This window comes from Psychrobacter sp. NG25 (assembly GCF_015234355.1).
In the GTDB taxonomy this organism is placed as follows: Bacteria; Pseudomonadota; Gammaproteobacteria; order Pseudomonadales; family Moraxellaceae; genus Psychrobacter.
Window position 1 is genome coordinate 359460 of record NZ_JADGMV010000001.1, and the last position, 14228, is coordinate 373687.

14 protein-coding genes are annotated in these 14228 nt (G+C 41.7%); 6 read left to right on the top strand and 8 right to left on the bottom strand.

Translation table 11 applies throughout. The features are described 5' to 3' along the window. Positions 1–90: 90 nt before the first annotated feature. Positions 91–444 carry a zinc ribbon domain-containing protein YjdM gene (locus IPZ60_RS01490; protein WP_227669171.1) on the bottom strand — a complete coding sequence of 118 codons (354 nt, stop codon included), beginning with the start codon at positions 442–444 and terminating at the stop codon, positions 91–93. A gap of 269 nt (positions 445–713) precedes the next feature. Here IPZ60_RS01490 and IPZ60_RS01495 point away from each other — a divergent pair, with 269 nt between their 5' ends. Beyond that, positions 714–1466 (top strand): folate-binding protein YgfZ, encoded by a 753-nt coding sequence (locus IPZ60_RS01495; RefSeq protein ID WP_194196109.1) that lies wholly within the window; start codon positions 714–716, stop codon positions 1464–1466. 75 nt (positions 1467–1541) lie between these two features. Next, the gene (locus IPZ60_RS01500; protein WP_194196110.1) at positions 1542–2867 is read left to right on the top strand and encodes a D-amino acid dehydrogenase; all 1326 of its coding nucleotides are present in this window, start codon (positions 1542–1544) and stop codon (positions 2865–2867) included. Positions 2868–2983: 116 nt separating this feature from the next. On the opposite strand, the gene IPZ60_RS01505 is transcribed toward IPZ60_RS01500, so the two are convergent. Together IPZ60_RS01505 and IPZ60_RS01510 are read right to left on the bottom strand one after the other, a co-directional pair. Next, positions 2984–5158, bottom strand: a complete 2175-nt coding sequence (locus IPZ60_RS01505) for a molybdopterin oxidoreductase family protein (RefSeq protein ID WP_194196111.1) — start codon at positions 5156–5158, stop codon at positions 2984–2986. Between the two features lie 157 nt (positions 5159–5315). After that, positions 5316–6014, bottom strand: coding sequence for a TetR/AcrR family transcriptional regulator (locus tag IPZ60_RS01510; RefSeq protein ID WP_194196112.1), 699 nt, complete (start codon positions 6012–6014; stop codon positions 5316–5318). A gap of 221 nt (positions 6015–6235) precedes the next feature. Between IPZ60_RS01510 and IPZ60_RS01515 the strand changes: the two genes are divergently transcribed. Then, a complete protein-coding gene (locus IPZ60_RS01515; protein WP_194196113.1) occupies positions 6236–7483 on the top strand; it encodes an NADH:flavin oxidoreductase/NADH oxidase family protein in 1248 nt (415 codons plus the stop codon). A 429-nt stretch (positions 7484–7912) separates the two neighbouring features. After that, positions 7913–8116, top strand: coding sequence for a CsbD family protein (locus IPZ60_RS01520; RefSeq protein WP_194196114.1), 204 nt, complete (start codon positions 7913–7915; stop codon positions 8114–8116). Positions 8117–8662: 546 nt separating this feature from the next. Here the strand turns inward: IPZ60_RS01520 and IPZ60_RS01525 are convergent. Then, entirely contained in the window at positions 8663–9370 is a 708-nt protein-coding gene (locus IPZ60_RS01525; protein WP_194196115.1) for a ZIP family metal transporter, read from the bottom strand. Between the two features lie 356 nt (positions 9371–9726). Between IPZ60_RS01525 and IPZ60_RS01530 the strand changes: the two genes are divergently transcribed. Further along, positions 9727–10356: a hypothetical protein gene (locus IPZ60_RS01530; RefSeq protein WP_194196116.1), complete on the top strand. Its 630-nt coding sequence runs from the start codon at positions 9727–9729 to the stop codon at positions 10354–10356. Positions 10357–10529: 173 nt separating this feature from the next. Here the strand turns inward: IPZ60_RS01530 and IPZ60_RS01535 are convergent, their stop codons facing one another. Both IPZ60_RS01535 and IPZ60_RS01540 read right to left on the bottom strand, forming a co-directional pair. After that, positions 10530–10841: an NGG1p interacting factor NIF3 gene (locus tag IPZ60_RS01535; RefSeq protein ID WP_194196117.1), complete on the bottom strand. Its 312-nt coding sequence runs from the start codon at positions 10839–10841 to the stop codon at positions 10530–10532. A gap of 69 nt (positions 10842–10910) precedes the next feature. Further along, positions 10911–11543: a DNA-3-methyladenine glycosylase gene (locus IPZ60_RS01540; RefSeq protein WP_194196118.1), complete on the bottom strand. Its 633-nt coding sequence runs from the start codon at positions 11541–11543 to the stop codon at positions 10911–10913. 858 nt (positions 11544–12401) lie between these two features. Between IPZ60_RS01540 and IPZ60_RS01545 the strand changes: the two genes are divergently transcribed. After that, positions 12402–12740: a hypothetical protein gene (locus IPZ60_RS01545; RefSeq protein ID WP_194196119.1), complete on the top strand. Its 339-nt coding sequence runs from the start codon at positions 12402–12404 to the stop codon at positions 12738–12740. A gap of 268 nt (positions 12741–13008) precedes the next feature. Here the strand turns inward: IPZ60_RS01545 and purC are convergent, their stop codons facing one another. Together purC and IPZ60_RS01555 are read right to left on the bottom strand one after the other, a co-directional pair. Continuing rightward, positions 13009–13722 (bottom strand): phosphoribosylaminoimidazolesuccinocarboxamide synthase, encoded by a 714-nt coding sequence (purC, locus tag IPZ60_RS01550; protein WP_194196120.1) that lies wholly within the window; start codon positions 13720–13722, stop codon positions 13009–13011. 127 nt (positions 13723–13849) lie between these two features. After that, the gene (locus IPZ60_RS01555) at positions 13850–14164 is read right to left on the bottom strand and encodes a hypothetical protein (protein ID WP_370463014.1); all 315 of its coding nucleotides are present in this window, start codon (positions 14162–14164) and stop codon (positions 13850–13852) included. Positions 14165–14228 lie beyond the last annotated feature (64 nt).

The following is a 14228-nucleotide window of genomic DNA, read 5'->3' on the forward strand; positions in this document are numbered from 1 at the left end:
AAATTCTATGTCTTAATAGCTTCTGTATTTTTTGACTGTCGTTGATTTTATATTTGTTTATTATCTAATCTTTCAAGCATATCTGAAATGCTAGGCTTTTTTAACGACAGAAGACTTGAGCTTCATCGGGCCATAGCCATCAAGTTTACAGTCGATATCATGACCATCGGTCGCATCTGGCAATAGACGAATACTTTTCGCCTTGGTACCTACTTTAATCACGATTGAAGAGCCTTTGACTTTTAAGTCTTTGATTACAGTCACGGCATCGCCATCTTGTAGCTCATTACCCACTGCATCACGAATAACTGCATCTTGCTCTTCAGCTTGCGCAGCATCAGACTCTGCCGCCGTCCATTCATGAGCACACATCGGACATACCAGTAACGCACCATCTTCATACGTATATTCAGCATCACATTTTGGGCAATTGGGTAAGCTCATAATTTCCTCGGCAGCCATTGTAAATTAAGTTTATTCTAGAGCTAACATTGTACCGTAACTCGACAATTTTAACCAATTTGTACGGTTGAAAACTGGGTACTGAGCCCAATTTAACGCTTAACTTACCACTTAACCACGAGCTTTTTTATGACCGTGTTTTTTGTGGTACTCTTCTTAGCTTCATCTAGTTTTATGTGCATGCACGTTTATCAATTAACTCCCAAACCGATATCTTTAATGAATACACTGACATTAAAAGGATAATAATAATGACTCAAATTTCAAATGCATCGATATTACCAAAGTTTGCCCAATTAACCATTCAAGGTGAGGATGCCGAAAAGTTCTTTCAAGGACAGTTGACCTGTGATGTCACCAAGCTCGGGCTTAGCTATCAAGCTGCTGCCATTGGTAATTTAAAGGGCCGTATTGAATTTGGTATTTGGATTAAGAAGCAAGCAGAAAAGCAATATGATGTGGTCATAAGTAGCGACTGCGCGGATGCTCTACAAGCCCACCTTAAAAAATATGGTGCATTTTCTAAATTTGAAACCAGCGCGCCGACGCCAATTTATCCTTGTGTCCTTGATAATGTACCAACTTTTAGCCATAAAGACGACCATAATACGACTGAGGATACACAAGCTTGGACGCAATGCAGTATTGCCACTGGTAACTATTGGATCGTAGCTACCACTCAAGGTGAATTCCAACCGCAAGAGCTGCGTCTACATCAGCGCGGCGGCATGGACTACGACAAAGGCTGCTATCTGGGTCAAGAAGTCATCGCTCGTATTTATTTTAAATCAGCACCCAAAGCATTTTTGCACTATGTGAAAGGCGTTGGTGAGCTACCATCTGCGGGTGATAAAATCGATAAAATCCAAGTGGTCAATGCGATTGCTAATGCCGAAGGTTTTGAAGCATTGGTCATTACTCGTCCAGAATACCTTGTTGATAGCGCACTAACGCCACTAGACTTGCCAGCCGCGCTGCAAGCTGATGTTGCCCGCGCCAAATAAAAACTTGCCTATCCATGGTGTTAGAAGTTTAACCCATTGATGTCAAGCCATTAGACAATCACAGTAGAGAACCCTATGACACATGTTGCAGTACTTGGAGCAGGCGTGGTCGGTGTGACCACCGCATGGTATCTTCGTCAAGCAGGCTATGATGTGACTGTGATTGAGCGTGAACCCGCAGCAGGCTTGCAGACCTCATTTGCAAATGGTGGTCAAATATCGGTGTCGCATGCCACGCCTTGGGCCAACCCTGCGACTCCGTTGAAAGCACTCAAATGGTTGTTTAAAGAAGATGCCCCGCTACTGTATCGCTTGCGCGCCGACAAAGCACAACTAAAATGGGCGATGCAGTTTCTGCAAGAGTGCCGCGCCGATAGAGCCGATGCCAATCTTGTACAAATGGTACGCTTAGGATTATATTCTAGAGATGCTTTGCAGCAGCTGCGTGCGGATATCGGTATTGATTACGAACAGCAAACACGCGGCATCATGCATTTTTATACCAATCAGGCAGAGTTTGATTCTGCCATCGAACCAACCGAGCGCATGCAAGCGCTCGGTTGTGAGCGCTACGTGATTGATATTAATAACGCCGTCAATTTAGAGCCAGCGCTCTATCCAATTGCTCATAAGCTAACTGGAGCAACCTATACCAGTCGTGATGAGTCTGGCAATGCCCATTTATTTACTCAACGTTTGGCGCAGCGCTGCATCGATGCTGGTGTGCAGTTTTTGTATGATACCGAGATTTTAGCACTCAATACCGATACAGACTCTGCGCGTCCGCACGTGCACAGTATTACCATTCGCCCAACAGGTGAAAATGCCCAGACCTTTACTGCGGATACTTATGTGTTGGCGCTTGGCAGCTACAGCGTGTCATTGCTAAAACCTTTGGGCATACACGCGCCAATATTTCCAGCAAAAGGCTATTCTGCCACTTATACCGTCAACCCGCGGGCTCCACATTTAGCGCCTTTTGTGAGCTTAATTGATGATGAGTTTAAGCTAGTCACCTCACGATTGGGTGACAAATTACGAGTGGCTGGTACGGCTGAATTCAATGGCTATAACCTAGACCTAAATGCTACGCGCTGTGAAGCCATTACTCGCCGCGTGCAGCAGTTGTTCCCCAAAGGAATTATTGCAAACTCTGTGCAATATTGGACAGGACTGCGCCCGATGACCCCATCGAACGTGCCCCTTATTGGTCGCGCACACTGCGGTCAAGTCAAACATGGTAGTCATAACGCCTCAGCGACTTTTGACAATTTATGGCTCAATACTGGTCATGGTACGCTGGGATGGACCCATTCTTGTGGTTCTGCAAAAGCCATTAGCTTATTGATACAGGGCGAAACCCCTAGCGTTGATTTTGACTTTGTCGGTATGAGTACTTAATCAGATGATCGGCATATTAATATATTGTGCAAAAAAAGAAGGCGCTTACCTATAATAGTAAGCGCCTTCTTTTTAATTTAGAACAATTATTAAGCTGTTGCACTGTCCATCAAGGTTTATGATGCCGTAGCCAATGTGTCATCTGTTACTGATTCAAGGGCTTCCAATTGTACTGGTACGCCATTAACGGCCGCATTACCACTTAACTGGTCAATCAAAGTGTCATCAGTCAAATCGTTAACACTCACCCCGGCATGTGCTTGAGCAATTTGCTGCTTAACGCCTTTGCGACCGTGACCCCAACCATGCGGAATACTGACTACGCCGGGCATTAGCTCGTCGGTCACTTCTGCTGCAATGACCACGCTACTAATCCGTGAGGTGACTTTTACAGATTGACCATCAACGATACCATGCTGTGCCGCTGTGTCAGGATGCAGCATCAATGTACAACGAGATTTGCCTTTTACCAATCGATGGCTATTGTGCAACCATGAATTATTGCTACGAACATGACGACGGCCAATGAGCAAAATCTCATTATCGTTATACTGCTGTACCATCTCTCTCACCCGTACCAAATCTGCTTGATAAAAATCGACATGAAGATGAATCTGCTTGTCTGCATGCTTGATAGCATCTGGCAACATACTGTGCAATGGCCCTAAATCGATACCATGCGGGTTTTCCATCAGCACATCTAGTGTGACTTCTTTATAAGGCCCATACTTTAGACCTTGCTCTAAAACAAATTTTGGCCCAAATGCTTTTATCGCTGCACGTTCCTTTTGCGTTGCTTCTGGCGCATCTTTATCCAAACGATCTGCCAGCTCTAAATAAATCTCCCAATCATGTCTCGTCTCTTCTGATCTCTCAAACAAAGCTGGCGAGTATTTGGCGACATTGTGCACTGCAAAACCGTTAAACGTAACATCATAGTGGTCACGCTCTAGTGGCGATACAGGCGGCAAGATAATATTGGCATGACGACTGGTCTCGGTCACAAAGTAATCCAGTGACACCATAAACTCTAGTTTTGACAGCGCTTCGTCTAGCTTTTCACCATTTGGGGTACTCAGCACAGGATTACCGGCAACGGTGACGAATCCTTTTAACTGCTCCTCGCCCTCGACCAACATCTCATCTGCCATCGCGACCACAGGGTACTCACCATTAAAATCAGGCAAATTGCTCACGCGGCTGTGACGTTTACCCAAATAGCCTGGGCCAGAGCTATTCACAACGTCCACCGCAGGGTTAGGGAACATAAGTCCGCCCACTTCATCTAAGCGTCCTGTGACGATATTAATGACCATAGACAGGTACTGGCTCAATAGGCCGAACTCTTGCACCGAAATACCCATTCGGCCATAGCAAACCGAGCTTTCCGCTTCGCAAAATTCTTTGACGATACGTTTGATTTCAGATGCAGTAATACCAGTAATCTCTGCTACAGATTCAGCCGTGTACTCTTTGGCAAACAAGGCAAGTCGGTCAATCTCAGGTGCTAAAGCAGCGACTTTGCTGTCTAACTTAGCATAGCCTTGTGCATATATTTCATTCAGCATCGCTAGTAACAGCAATACATCTGTCGCAGGGCGAATAAAGTGATGCTCGCTAGCGATGTCAGCAGTTTCTGTACGTCTTGGATCAATCACCACCACTTTGCCCGCGCGAGCTTTGATGTCTTTTAGCTTTTGGCGCATATTCGGGGCGGTCATGATACTGCCGTTAGAAGCCAGCGGATTGCCACCAATAATGAGCATATATTGCGTGTGATTCACATCAGGCACAGGAATCCGTAGCATATGGCCAAATAGATGCATGCTGACAATATGGTGTGGCAATTGATCGATTGAGGTGGCAGAAAAACGACTGCGTGTTTTCAAGCTGGTAAGCAACTGCTTAATAGTCAGCATGCCACCCATGTTATGCACGTTAGGGTTGCCTAAATACACCCCCAATGCATTTTGGCCATACTTTTGCTGTATGGATTGAATACCTGCAGCAACTTTATCCAATGCTTCGGGCCAACTGATGGTTTTCCAGCCATCGGCCGTTCTCTCTACAGGCTGACGCAAACGGTCAGGATCTTCATGCAAATCCTGTAAAGCTGTGGCTTTTGGGCAAATATAACCTTGAGAAAAAGGGTCGTTTTTATCACCTTTAATCGATAATACTTTTTCACCATCATGCTTTATCTCAACACCGCACATCGCCTCGCACAATGTGCAAGTTCTAAAATGCGTTTGTTCATTGGCCGTAACTAATGTAGCTGTTGCTGTAGACATAATCACTCTTCCTTTTGTGTGTTATTCATCCTAGTTTTCACGATAACCGTCATGAGTGGACATAATTACCAGACGTCATCACCAAAAATCATGATTAAGTCTAATGATTAAGTTTAATGACTAAACCTAAAAACCCATTATCACTACTGTGTTATCGTTACTTGCTCTGATTGCTTCCGTGCAAAAAATTGGCGAACAGCGCATCGAAGCTGCTGCTTAATGTATCAATTGCTTGTTGCCTTGAGTAGCGCTGCTGATGACAGCCCAGTATCAACTCGTGTACTTGTGCCGCTGCCATATCGACACAAAGATTGATAGCCGTCCGCTCAACCGAGCGATTGGATAGCTGCAATCCTTGAATAAATATCTCTGTCCACTCTTCTTGTATCTCGATGACTAAATTGCCCAATCCGTTATTTAACGAAGACTGGTTTTCTATATTGGCAGTAAACCGCGGGCGATCCTCTAACAAATGCTGAAACAGTGCAATGTTTTGAAAGGCCGAATCAAAAATCATCACCAAACATTGCTGACAGCGCTCGTTGAACTGCGCTTTACTTAATACATCATAATCTTTGAGCATATCGACCCACGCCAGTCGCATGGGCGATAAATAATTGTCTTTTAGCTGAGCACTCAATTCATTTTGCAGCGCGTCTAGGCTATCAAAATGGTTATAAAAGCTTGGCTGCGCAATACCAGCACCTTTGGCCACTTTATTCATACTCATACCCTGAGCGCCCTCTAAGCTGTACAGTCTTAATGCACTTTTTAGTAATGCACGGCGTGTTTTGGCTTTCGCCATCTCGCGTTTAGACTCTGTTGGTACATCTGAATATTGCGCTAGTACAGTCAATGAAAAAGCATCCTTCTTTATTTACTTACTCGATAAATAATTAAATCGACACACCAGTAATTTACCTTGAGTGCTATTACGCCGAAAAAATGTGATGATGACGGCCACACGCCGATAGATATTATTTCAACTATAAGGTTATAGTCATTTAAACCATAAGTCTATAGTGAAATCCGTAGTAGAACTCGTGCTTCACAAAACGAAATTTTTAGGTTGCCACCATGACATCATCTGTTTTTCCCCCTTTCACATTGCCTTGTGGCGCTACCCTTCCTAACCGCTTAGCAAAAGCTGCTATGGAAGAAAACATGGCGGATGAAGGACAAATTCCTGACACCGATCTATTGCTTTTATATCAGCGCTGGGCTGAAGGTGGCACAGGTCTTTTGATCACTGGTAACGTCATGGTGGATGGCCGTGCGATGACAGGCCCTGGCGGTATCGTATTAGATAAATACAGCGATATTGCTCCTTTTACAGCATGGGCGCAGGCTGCCAAGCAAAACAACACACACGTTTGGATGCAGCTCAACCACCCTGGCCGCCAAGTGTATGCAGCAATGAGAGGTGACGTATTATCGCCTTCTGATGTGGCCATCGACTTGGGAAAGCACTCTGGCTTATTTAGCCAACCCCGAGCCATGACGCTGCAAGATATTGAACAGCTCATTCAACGCTTCGTAAACACAGCAGTCAGAGCCGAACAGGCGGGGTTTGATGGCGTCCAAATTCATGCCGCGCATGGTTATCTCATTTCTCAATTTTTATCACCGCTGACCAATATGCGCCAAGATGAATATGGCGGCTCAATTGAAAACCGTATGCGCTTATTACTTACAATCATTAAAGCCGTTCGTGCTGAAGTGTCACCCAGTTTTGCGGTCGGGGTTAAAATAAATTCAGCAGATTTTCAGCGTGGTGGATTTGATGCAGACGACGCAAAAGTGGTTATCTTAGCTATGAATGAACTGGCGGTAGATTTAGTCGAGCTGTCTGGGGGCAGTTACGAAAGTCCTGCTATGCAAGGTAGTACGGCAGATGGCAGAACACTACAACGAGAAGCCTATTTTTTAGATTTTGCAAAAGAGATTGCGCAAGTGGCTACCATGCCAGTGATGACCACAGGTGGCGTTAGACGTTTAGCCGTTGCAGAAAATGTACTCGCACAAGGGATTGATATCGTTGGTATGGGCACCGCTCTCGCAATGAACCCTTCGTTACCCAATGATTGGAAAAAAGATGAAACCATTAGCGCTCATAATCCAGTCGTGCAATGGCGCGATAAAACCTTAAGCGCTGTTGCTACTATGGCAGTGATCAAGCGCCAACTGCAGCGTATGGGTAAAGGCAAGCTACCTAAACCCGATGCTTCGCCGATATTCTCGCTCATTGCTGATCGCATTCGATTAAAAAAGCTGACCAAACGCTATCACACATATTTGGCCACTTTAAAAAATCCTACGCCATAATATCAAAGTTAAAAGTTATTCGTATGATTGACCGCATTGTAGCTGCCTTACCATCTACATTCTTCTAATTATGTAGCATGCAGCAGAGTGATTTTATAAATTTAAACGGCTTTAAAATCATAATTTCACAAAAAAAGGCTTGGTAGCTACTACGTATTGCAAACACAAGTGAGCGCGATTTTGACACAATGATGGTATAGGTAACAGACCTATGCCATTCATTATAATTAAGCAACACTATAAACATTGGATGTACAGACACCACTGTCAAAACTGATTATATTTACTACCACAAGGCAGTCAATACTAATAAAAACCAACTGCTTTTGTGATTAGATAATTATAAAAATAACCAATAATAAGATTAGTTAAAAACACGATGTAATGAAAAAGTAATCAAAAACGTTCAATAAAATAAGGAATACAATAATGAATGAACATACGCTAAAAGGTGAATGGAATCAGCTAAAAGGCTCAGCAAAGCAAAAATGGGCTGAATTAACTGACGACGATTTAACGCATATTGAAGGCAGCCGTGACAAGTTAGTCGGCCGTGTACAAGAGCGTTATGGTCATGCCAAAGACGACGCCGAGCGCGAAGTAGATGACTGGCGCCGTGAAAATAAATATTAATTTATTTTCATTATAAAAAATAAAAAGCCGCATATAAACTATGCGGCTTTTTATTGGCTGATGATTTCTGTAGAGCTTGATAGATATATTGAGTACAAGTAGACAGATAAAAAACCATTCCTCCTTCAGCTTAATAAGTTTTCTCAATGTCCAGACACGATAAAACCGCATAGCAATTAATTGTTATGCGGTTTTATTGTTAACTATCCATGTTACCTATCACGACCGTTTCCTATACATCCTTGCATAGTCTTCAGCATATTGTGATACTGGGCATCCTGCCCTATTTACTACGTCTACAGCATTAACTGCTGCTATCAGCAAAGGTTATGTGTCCTTACCTCACTCATTATTATCATCCTGATGTTAATGAGTCAGTCATTATCCTTAATGCCGTCAACTCAATCCTTGAGTCACATTTCCTAATGCCGTGTGACTATAATGCCCAATTCCTAACCTGATGTTAAGTCGCATAAGCGTCATTGAGTGTAAGCATATGCTTACACGCGTTTTAATAATGAGCTATTTCGTCTTGCTTTTGTATGGCTAAATGACCATTTCACCGACTACGCCGACCAAAAACCCTAGTGAGGCACCCAGTGACGTCAGATAATTATTATCTAACTTACTTTCAGGAATGATGTCTTGAATCAGTAAATAAAGGATGCCACCACTCGCAAACGTCATTAAGTGTGCAGTAATATTAGGATGCTGACTCAGCAAAAAATGCCCGACTAAGGCAGATATAACCCCAAAAAAGCTTAAACCAAAAAATATGGCCAATGTTTTTCGCACACTGAAACCGCTGCGCACTAAGTCACGAAACGAGTTAAAAGATTCAGGCAGATTCTGTAAACCAATAAAAATAGCTAACAACAGTGCCATTTGTGGTTCGATAGCGAAAACAGCACCCAAAGCAATAGACTCTGGCACAAAATCCATCATCATCGCTAGTAACGTTGCCTGCTGACTGCTTGACGATGCTAGCTTTCGGTCTATCAACATAAATAAGATAGCACCAAATGAAAATGATCCCATCACTCCCCAAACACCTAACTCATCCATACCTTTGGGTACCAAAACTAATGCTAGTGCAGACAAAATAATACCTGCGCCAAAGGACATTAACGTGTGAACCAACTGCGATTTGACCGGACTGTCTTTGATATGATGGTCAAACATATTGGCCAATAGTCCACCGATAAATACCGTTGCACCTGCAAATCCTGAAAACAAAATAAGTTTGAGTGGCATCTTTTTCTCTTATTGTTGGTTGAGTATCTTATTAATTTATTGTCTTTGGCTGATATCGCTCAACAGCTTAGCTTTGAACCCATCAACAATGTATCCAAATTCTACTCATTTACAACTTCTTAACGTAAATGACATCTAACACCAAGTTTTATACCTTATGATTGATAATGTAAGTAAATATTTCACTACTAGCTGAACCATTAGGATGTAGTTGCTAGGTAAGGTATTTTCTACACTACACTAGTGAGTACCAATATATTAGATGTCAAATTTTTCAAATTAAGCATACCAAGTTAAAAATACATAGTTAAAAGTACACAGTCGCTTTGCCCTACCAAACAATATGAAGATTCATTATGAGAACACTACAACGCTCTACCGTAAAGACGATTCTTTCATCAGGACTTGCAGTTGCTTTGTTGGGCACGATGGTCGGCTGTACCACTATCGCTTCCCCTTATGACAATCGCCCTGTATACCGTGATAGCAATACGAGTAACAATAACGTCAACCGCGTTAGTCAGCAGCTACGTCAAGACTTACGCCGCAATGGTTATGATGTCAGAGATATTCAAGCTAGCAATTATCGAGGGAATCAAATACTTACTGCTTATGCTATTAAAGGTAAACAAGCCTATGAGCTTAAGTATACGTATCCTGACTTGAGGCTTATCAGTTCAGACAAAAAATCATGGTCATCTAATGGTAAAGAGGGCAAATATAAAGACAACGGTAAGCATAAAAACAGTAAACATCATAAAAACGATGATGTCGAAGACAGTATTATAAGAGAAGCACGTTATCCAGCTATCAAACAACAAGCCGTCAGAAAAGTTAGCGCAATGGGCTACCGTGTAAAAGATATTGAGCTTGAAGAAAAGAATAATCGCGGTGTGTTTGAAATCGAAGCAAAACGTGGTTCACAAGATTATGAAATACTACTTGGCTATCCCAATCTAAATATCATTCAAGTTAAAAAAGACTGATTTTCTATAGCACGACTATTTATGACATTCGTATTTTACAACATAGATACGAGTATAAACTTTTGGCATCAAGAAGTTAATGATGCCTGTGGTCAAATAAACCAGCTCTTGGTATATTTGACCTTTTTTTTCGTTTTATTACGCAAGAATAGGACATGCCCTCAATCCTAATATTAAAAATCTAAGACCTTTATCACATCGTAAGCCGGTGTCTCATATGGATGAGCGTCTTTTAACGCAGCGATGACAGTTCCAATAACCTCTTCAGCAACGACCATCTCAACTCGCCATTCCTCAACAGCTTCGAGTCTATCGTGCGCGCCGATATTCGGATTACTACCTGCCAATGGCATAAACTGCCCCATACCTTTCACTTGCCAACAGCATTGCTCATAATTACCAATGGTACCTGCACCGGCCGCAAACAATGCAGACTTCACTTGCTCTAAAGCAGATTCTGGGATAAAAACTGTGAGCTTATACATATCGTCTATCCTCTCTACATTAATCTCATGAAATACATTCAAGATAAACTGTCTAATCTACAGGCGATACTATTTTTTGGATAAAGAAGGATGGTAAGTCCAAACATAACGTAATAACCAGTCTTTCGCTTCACCTGCATAGTCAATACCAATACGTGGGCGCAGCGATATTGGTGGCTGGCAGCCATCATCCTCTATCCAAACAGCTGACGCCGGACCAATCACTTTGCCATATAAATCACGATCAATTTGCAATCGCTTGGTTAATTTTCCAGGACCAGAAAATTGCTTGGGGTGGCTAAGCTGTTTGTCTGAGCTAAGTAGTTGCTCGTCAACTAGACGATCACTATCCTCTGTCAAAAACCCAGCCCGTATCAACACCGACTCTGGCGACTCTGCAGTACCGCTGATTAAGTTAAGCATATGATGTGTGCCGTAGGTTAAATAGACATAGAACACACCGCCTTGCTCATACATGATTTCAGTACGTGACGTTCGTGTGCCTGCATGGGAATGACAGGCAGGGTCACTTTCACCGATATAGGCTTCGGTCTCTGAGATACGCATTCGCAATACTTTCACCGTGCCATCGGTATCTATCAATTTTCTACAGAGCACTTTGCCAACCAAGTCAGCAGCGACTACACAAGTTGGACGCGTAAACCAGTCAGGTGCTAAAACAGTTGACGAGGCAGTAGACATTAGCGAAACCTTTTCTTATTTTTATAATCTAATTGATACGACCAAATACTAATAAACAAGTATTAATAAATTAACATGAAATTAAGATAAGGTATTGAGGACAATGTTTATGCTATGTTTGATTTTTATACGAGTTAAGCTATAAACCTGTGTCCAAAAGGCTAATATTGATAGTGCGTGGTAAGCATCAATACTTATGGATAAAGAGGATTTCATCATTAAGTATTACTGATAAACAGATAAAAATCGCAGTCTGTTTTGAGTAGTTCCACAAATCCAGTCTATTTTAAGTAGTCTATTAATAGGTTTGAGGAGTGAGATAACTGGTTCCATTGGGGTATGCCTTATTGGAACTACCTGAGAAAATAGAATTCAAATTAAAAATTTGCATTATCCTATCTTCTTCACTTAATGGATTTTATAATAAATGGTCAGCATCAATTATTACTTAATCCTCGTAAGTTTCTCCCAACAATATATACAGCATCCAGTATGAGGGTGTTCAAGTACTGAGTTACAACGTTCACAACGCTTACTATGAGGTTCATCAGTTAATTGATTGGTAATATTATTAATCATAGCTAATGCTTTATCTCGGTCTCTGTCATACACAGAAGATTTAAGTGAGCTAAGCGAACGAAGAGTAGCATTAACATCGATATTTCGGTTTTCAGAATTCATTGTACTACCTTTATAATTATTAAAAGACGCTCGATGCCTGTATAGCGTACTGAACATGCTTCCATAATGACGTTAAATCACTACCTTTTTACCGTCTAAAATGGAGGATACAAAACTCCTCGACTGTTCCGATGACAGATGTCGCGGTAAAACGTTAGCAAATAGAGAGTTAATGCTATGAAGGACAGATTAATAGTCGTACCAACCTCAAAAGAGGCGGAGCAAAGACTAGATTATGATAAATGTACAGATAATGATTTAATTGAATATAATTTGAATGAGAAGGAATTTGATGAATTATATGATATAGGATTTTTCACTGAACTAAATGATAAATTAGGATTGATGATCGATGACTACGAATCCGAAGAAATATTAGAGGATAAGCTAAAAAATTTAGAAGATTTTATGAAGTGTTATCTTGGTAAAAATCCAAGAAATATACTACTTAGAAATCTCAATGATTTGTTCCAAGTTGCTTATGAAAAAAGAACGGGAGTATTCTTCTTCTTTTAATTAATCAGACTATTTTAAGATAGTAATTCTCCAAGTTTGTTTCTACGAATTTGACAGCAAAGGTCACTAAGCGGTTAGCGGTGAATCTTAGTAATCATCAAGTACACTCAGATGTATACTGATTCAATATATAAACCTATACCCATTGGAATCACTTGGGCTACAGCCAAAGATTCGAGTCCTTACTAGGAACCGACATTAATATGATGCCATAAAAAACTGAGCGTATAGCTCAGTCTTTTATTTTATGTTGTCAGAGTTAATTTGCTTAGCTTAATGGCACACCAATACGGTTGGCCACTTCTTCATAAGCTTCAATCACATCGCCTAATGACTGGCGGAAACGGTCTTTATCCAATTTTTTCTTGGTGACTTTATCCCAAATCCGGCAACCATCTGGTGAGAACTCATCACCTAAAACGATGCGATCATGGAATACACCAAACTCTAGCTTGAAATCAACCAGTATCAAATCGCCTGCATCAAACAGTGCTTTTAATACATCATTCACTTGATGAGTCAGCTCTTCCATTCTTGCTAATTGTGCTTCAGTTGCCCAACCAAGAGAAACAGACAGTGACGCATTGACCATTGGATCACCAAGCGCATCGTCTTTATAGAACAGCTCATAAGTAGATGGCGTCAATGCTTGGCCTTCTTCTAGACCCAAACGACGAACCAAGCTACCAGCAGCAAAGTTACGTACGACACACTCAACCGGAATCATATCTAGACGTTTGACCAATACTTCGTCTTCAGACAATTGCTTTTCAAAATGCGTTTCGATGCCAGCATCAGCCAGCTTTTGCATAATAAAAGCATTGAAACGGTTATTGACCACACCTTTGCGTGCTAACTGTTCGATACGCTTACCATCAAGCGCTGATGTATCATCACGGAAATGTAAAATCAAAAGATCATTGTCTTCTGTTTCATAGACAGATTTGGCTTTACCTTTATACAGCAGTTGTTGCTTTTGCATTATGAGAGTTCCTGTTCGTTCAAGCTTATGTGGTAAAAACGCGCAGCTACCGCTAGTTTTTATATGACGGTATTAATAGTTGAATTAACGAGTATAAAAAACCAACGGTAAAAATAGGGAAATAGTTTTAATTCGGAAGACCGCTTACAGCACGCTGAGGCTGTGGTAATTTATACTGGCTACCAGATTCGTTCGCTAGTTTTAGCGTATTTGCACCTGCGTCAGGTGTGGCGTATAAGGGTACGAAAGGTGCTGTTTCTTTAGCAGCTGGCAGCTCTATTGGCGCAAGCTTTTTGCTTTGCTGATACTCTAAGCTACCGTTGTCACGCTTACCAAGTAAGTTTTTAGTCGCTTGGCAGCCGCTCAATACTAGCGTACTTCCTAGTATCAAGGTCAGCATCGCAGGGAATATTTTTGTGGTCTTTGATGAGCTGTTCATCATATTATCTCTCTGAGTTAGCAATAATTGCTTATTTGGCTTATCGTGTGTATGAGGTCATATAGAT

What these genes read in the sequence shown, in the direction of transcription:
- IPZ60_RS01490 (WP_227669171.1), bottom strand. Translation starts at nt 444, where the DNA reads ATGAGCTTACCCAATTGCCCAAAATGTGATGCTGAATATACGTATGAA.
- IPZ60_RS01495 (WP_194196109.1), top strand. Translation starts at nt 714, where the DNA reads ATGACTCAAATTTCAAATGCATCGATATTACCAAAGTTTGCCCAATTA.
- IPZ60_RS01500 (WP_194196110.1), top strand. Translation starts at nt 1,542, where the DNA reads ATGACACATGTTGCAGTACTTGGAGCAGGCGTGGTCGGTGTGACCACC.
- IPZ60_RS01505 (WP_194196111.1), bottom strand. Translation starts at nt 5,158, where the DNA reads ATGTCTACAGCAACAGCTACATTAGTTACGGCCAATGAACAAACGCAT.
- IPZ60_RS01515 (WP_194196113.1), top strand. Translation starts at nt 6,236, where the DNA reads ATGACATCATCTGTTTTTCCCCCTTTCACATTGCCTTGTGGCGCTACC.
- IPZ60_RS01520 (WP_194196114.1), top strand. Translation starts at nt 7,913, where the DNA reads ATGAATGAACATACGCTAAAAGGTGAATGGAATCAGCTAAAAGGCTCA.
- IPZ60_RS01525 (WP_194196115.1), bottom strand. Translation starts at nt 9,370, where the DNA reads ATGCCACTCAAACTTATTTTGTTTTCAGGATTTGCAGGTGCAACGGTA.
- IPZ60_RS01530 (WP_194196116.1), top strand. Translation starts at nt 9,727, where the DNA reads ATGAGAACACTACAACGCTCTACCGTAAAGACGATTCTTTCATCAGGA.
- IPZ60_RS01535 (WP_194196117.1), bottom strand. Translation starts at nt 10,841, where the DNA reads ATGTATAAGCTCACAGTTTTTATCCCAGAATCTGCTTTAGAGCAAGTG.
- IPZ60_RS01540 (WP_194196118.1), bottom strand. Translation starts at nt 11,543, where the DNA reads ATGTCTACTGCCTCGTCAACTGTTTTAGCACCTGACTGGTTTACGCGT.
- IPZ60_RS01545 (WP_194196119.1), top strand. Translation starts at nt 12,402, where the DNA reads ATGAAGGACAGATTAATAGTCGTACCAACCTCAAAAGAGGCGGAGCAA.
- purC (WP_194196120.1), bottom strand. Translation starts at nt 13,722, where the DNA reads ATGCAAAAGCAACAACTGCTGTATAAAGGTAAAGCCAAATCTGTCTAT.
- IPZ60_RS01555 (WP_370463014.1), bottom strand. Translation starts at nt 14,164, where the DNA reads ATGATGAACAGCTCATCAAAGACCACAAAAATATTCCCTGCGATGCTG.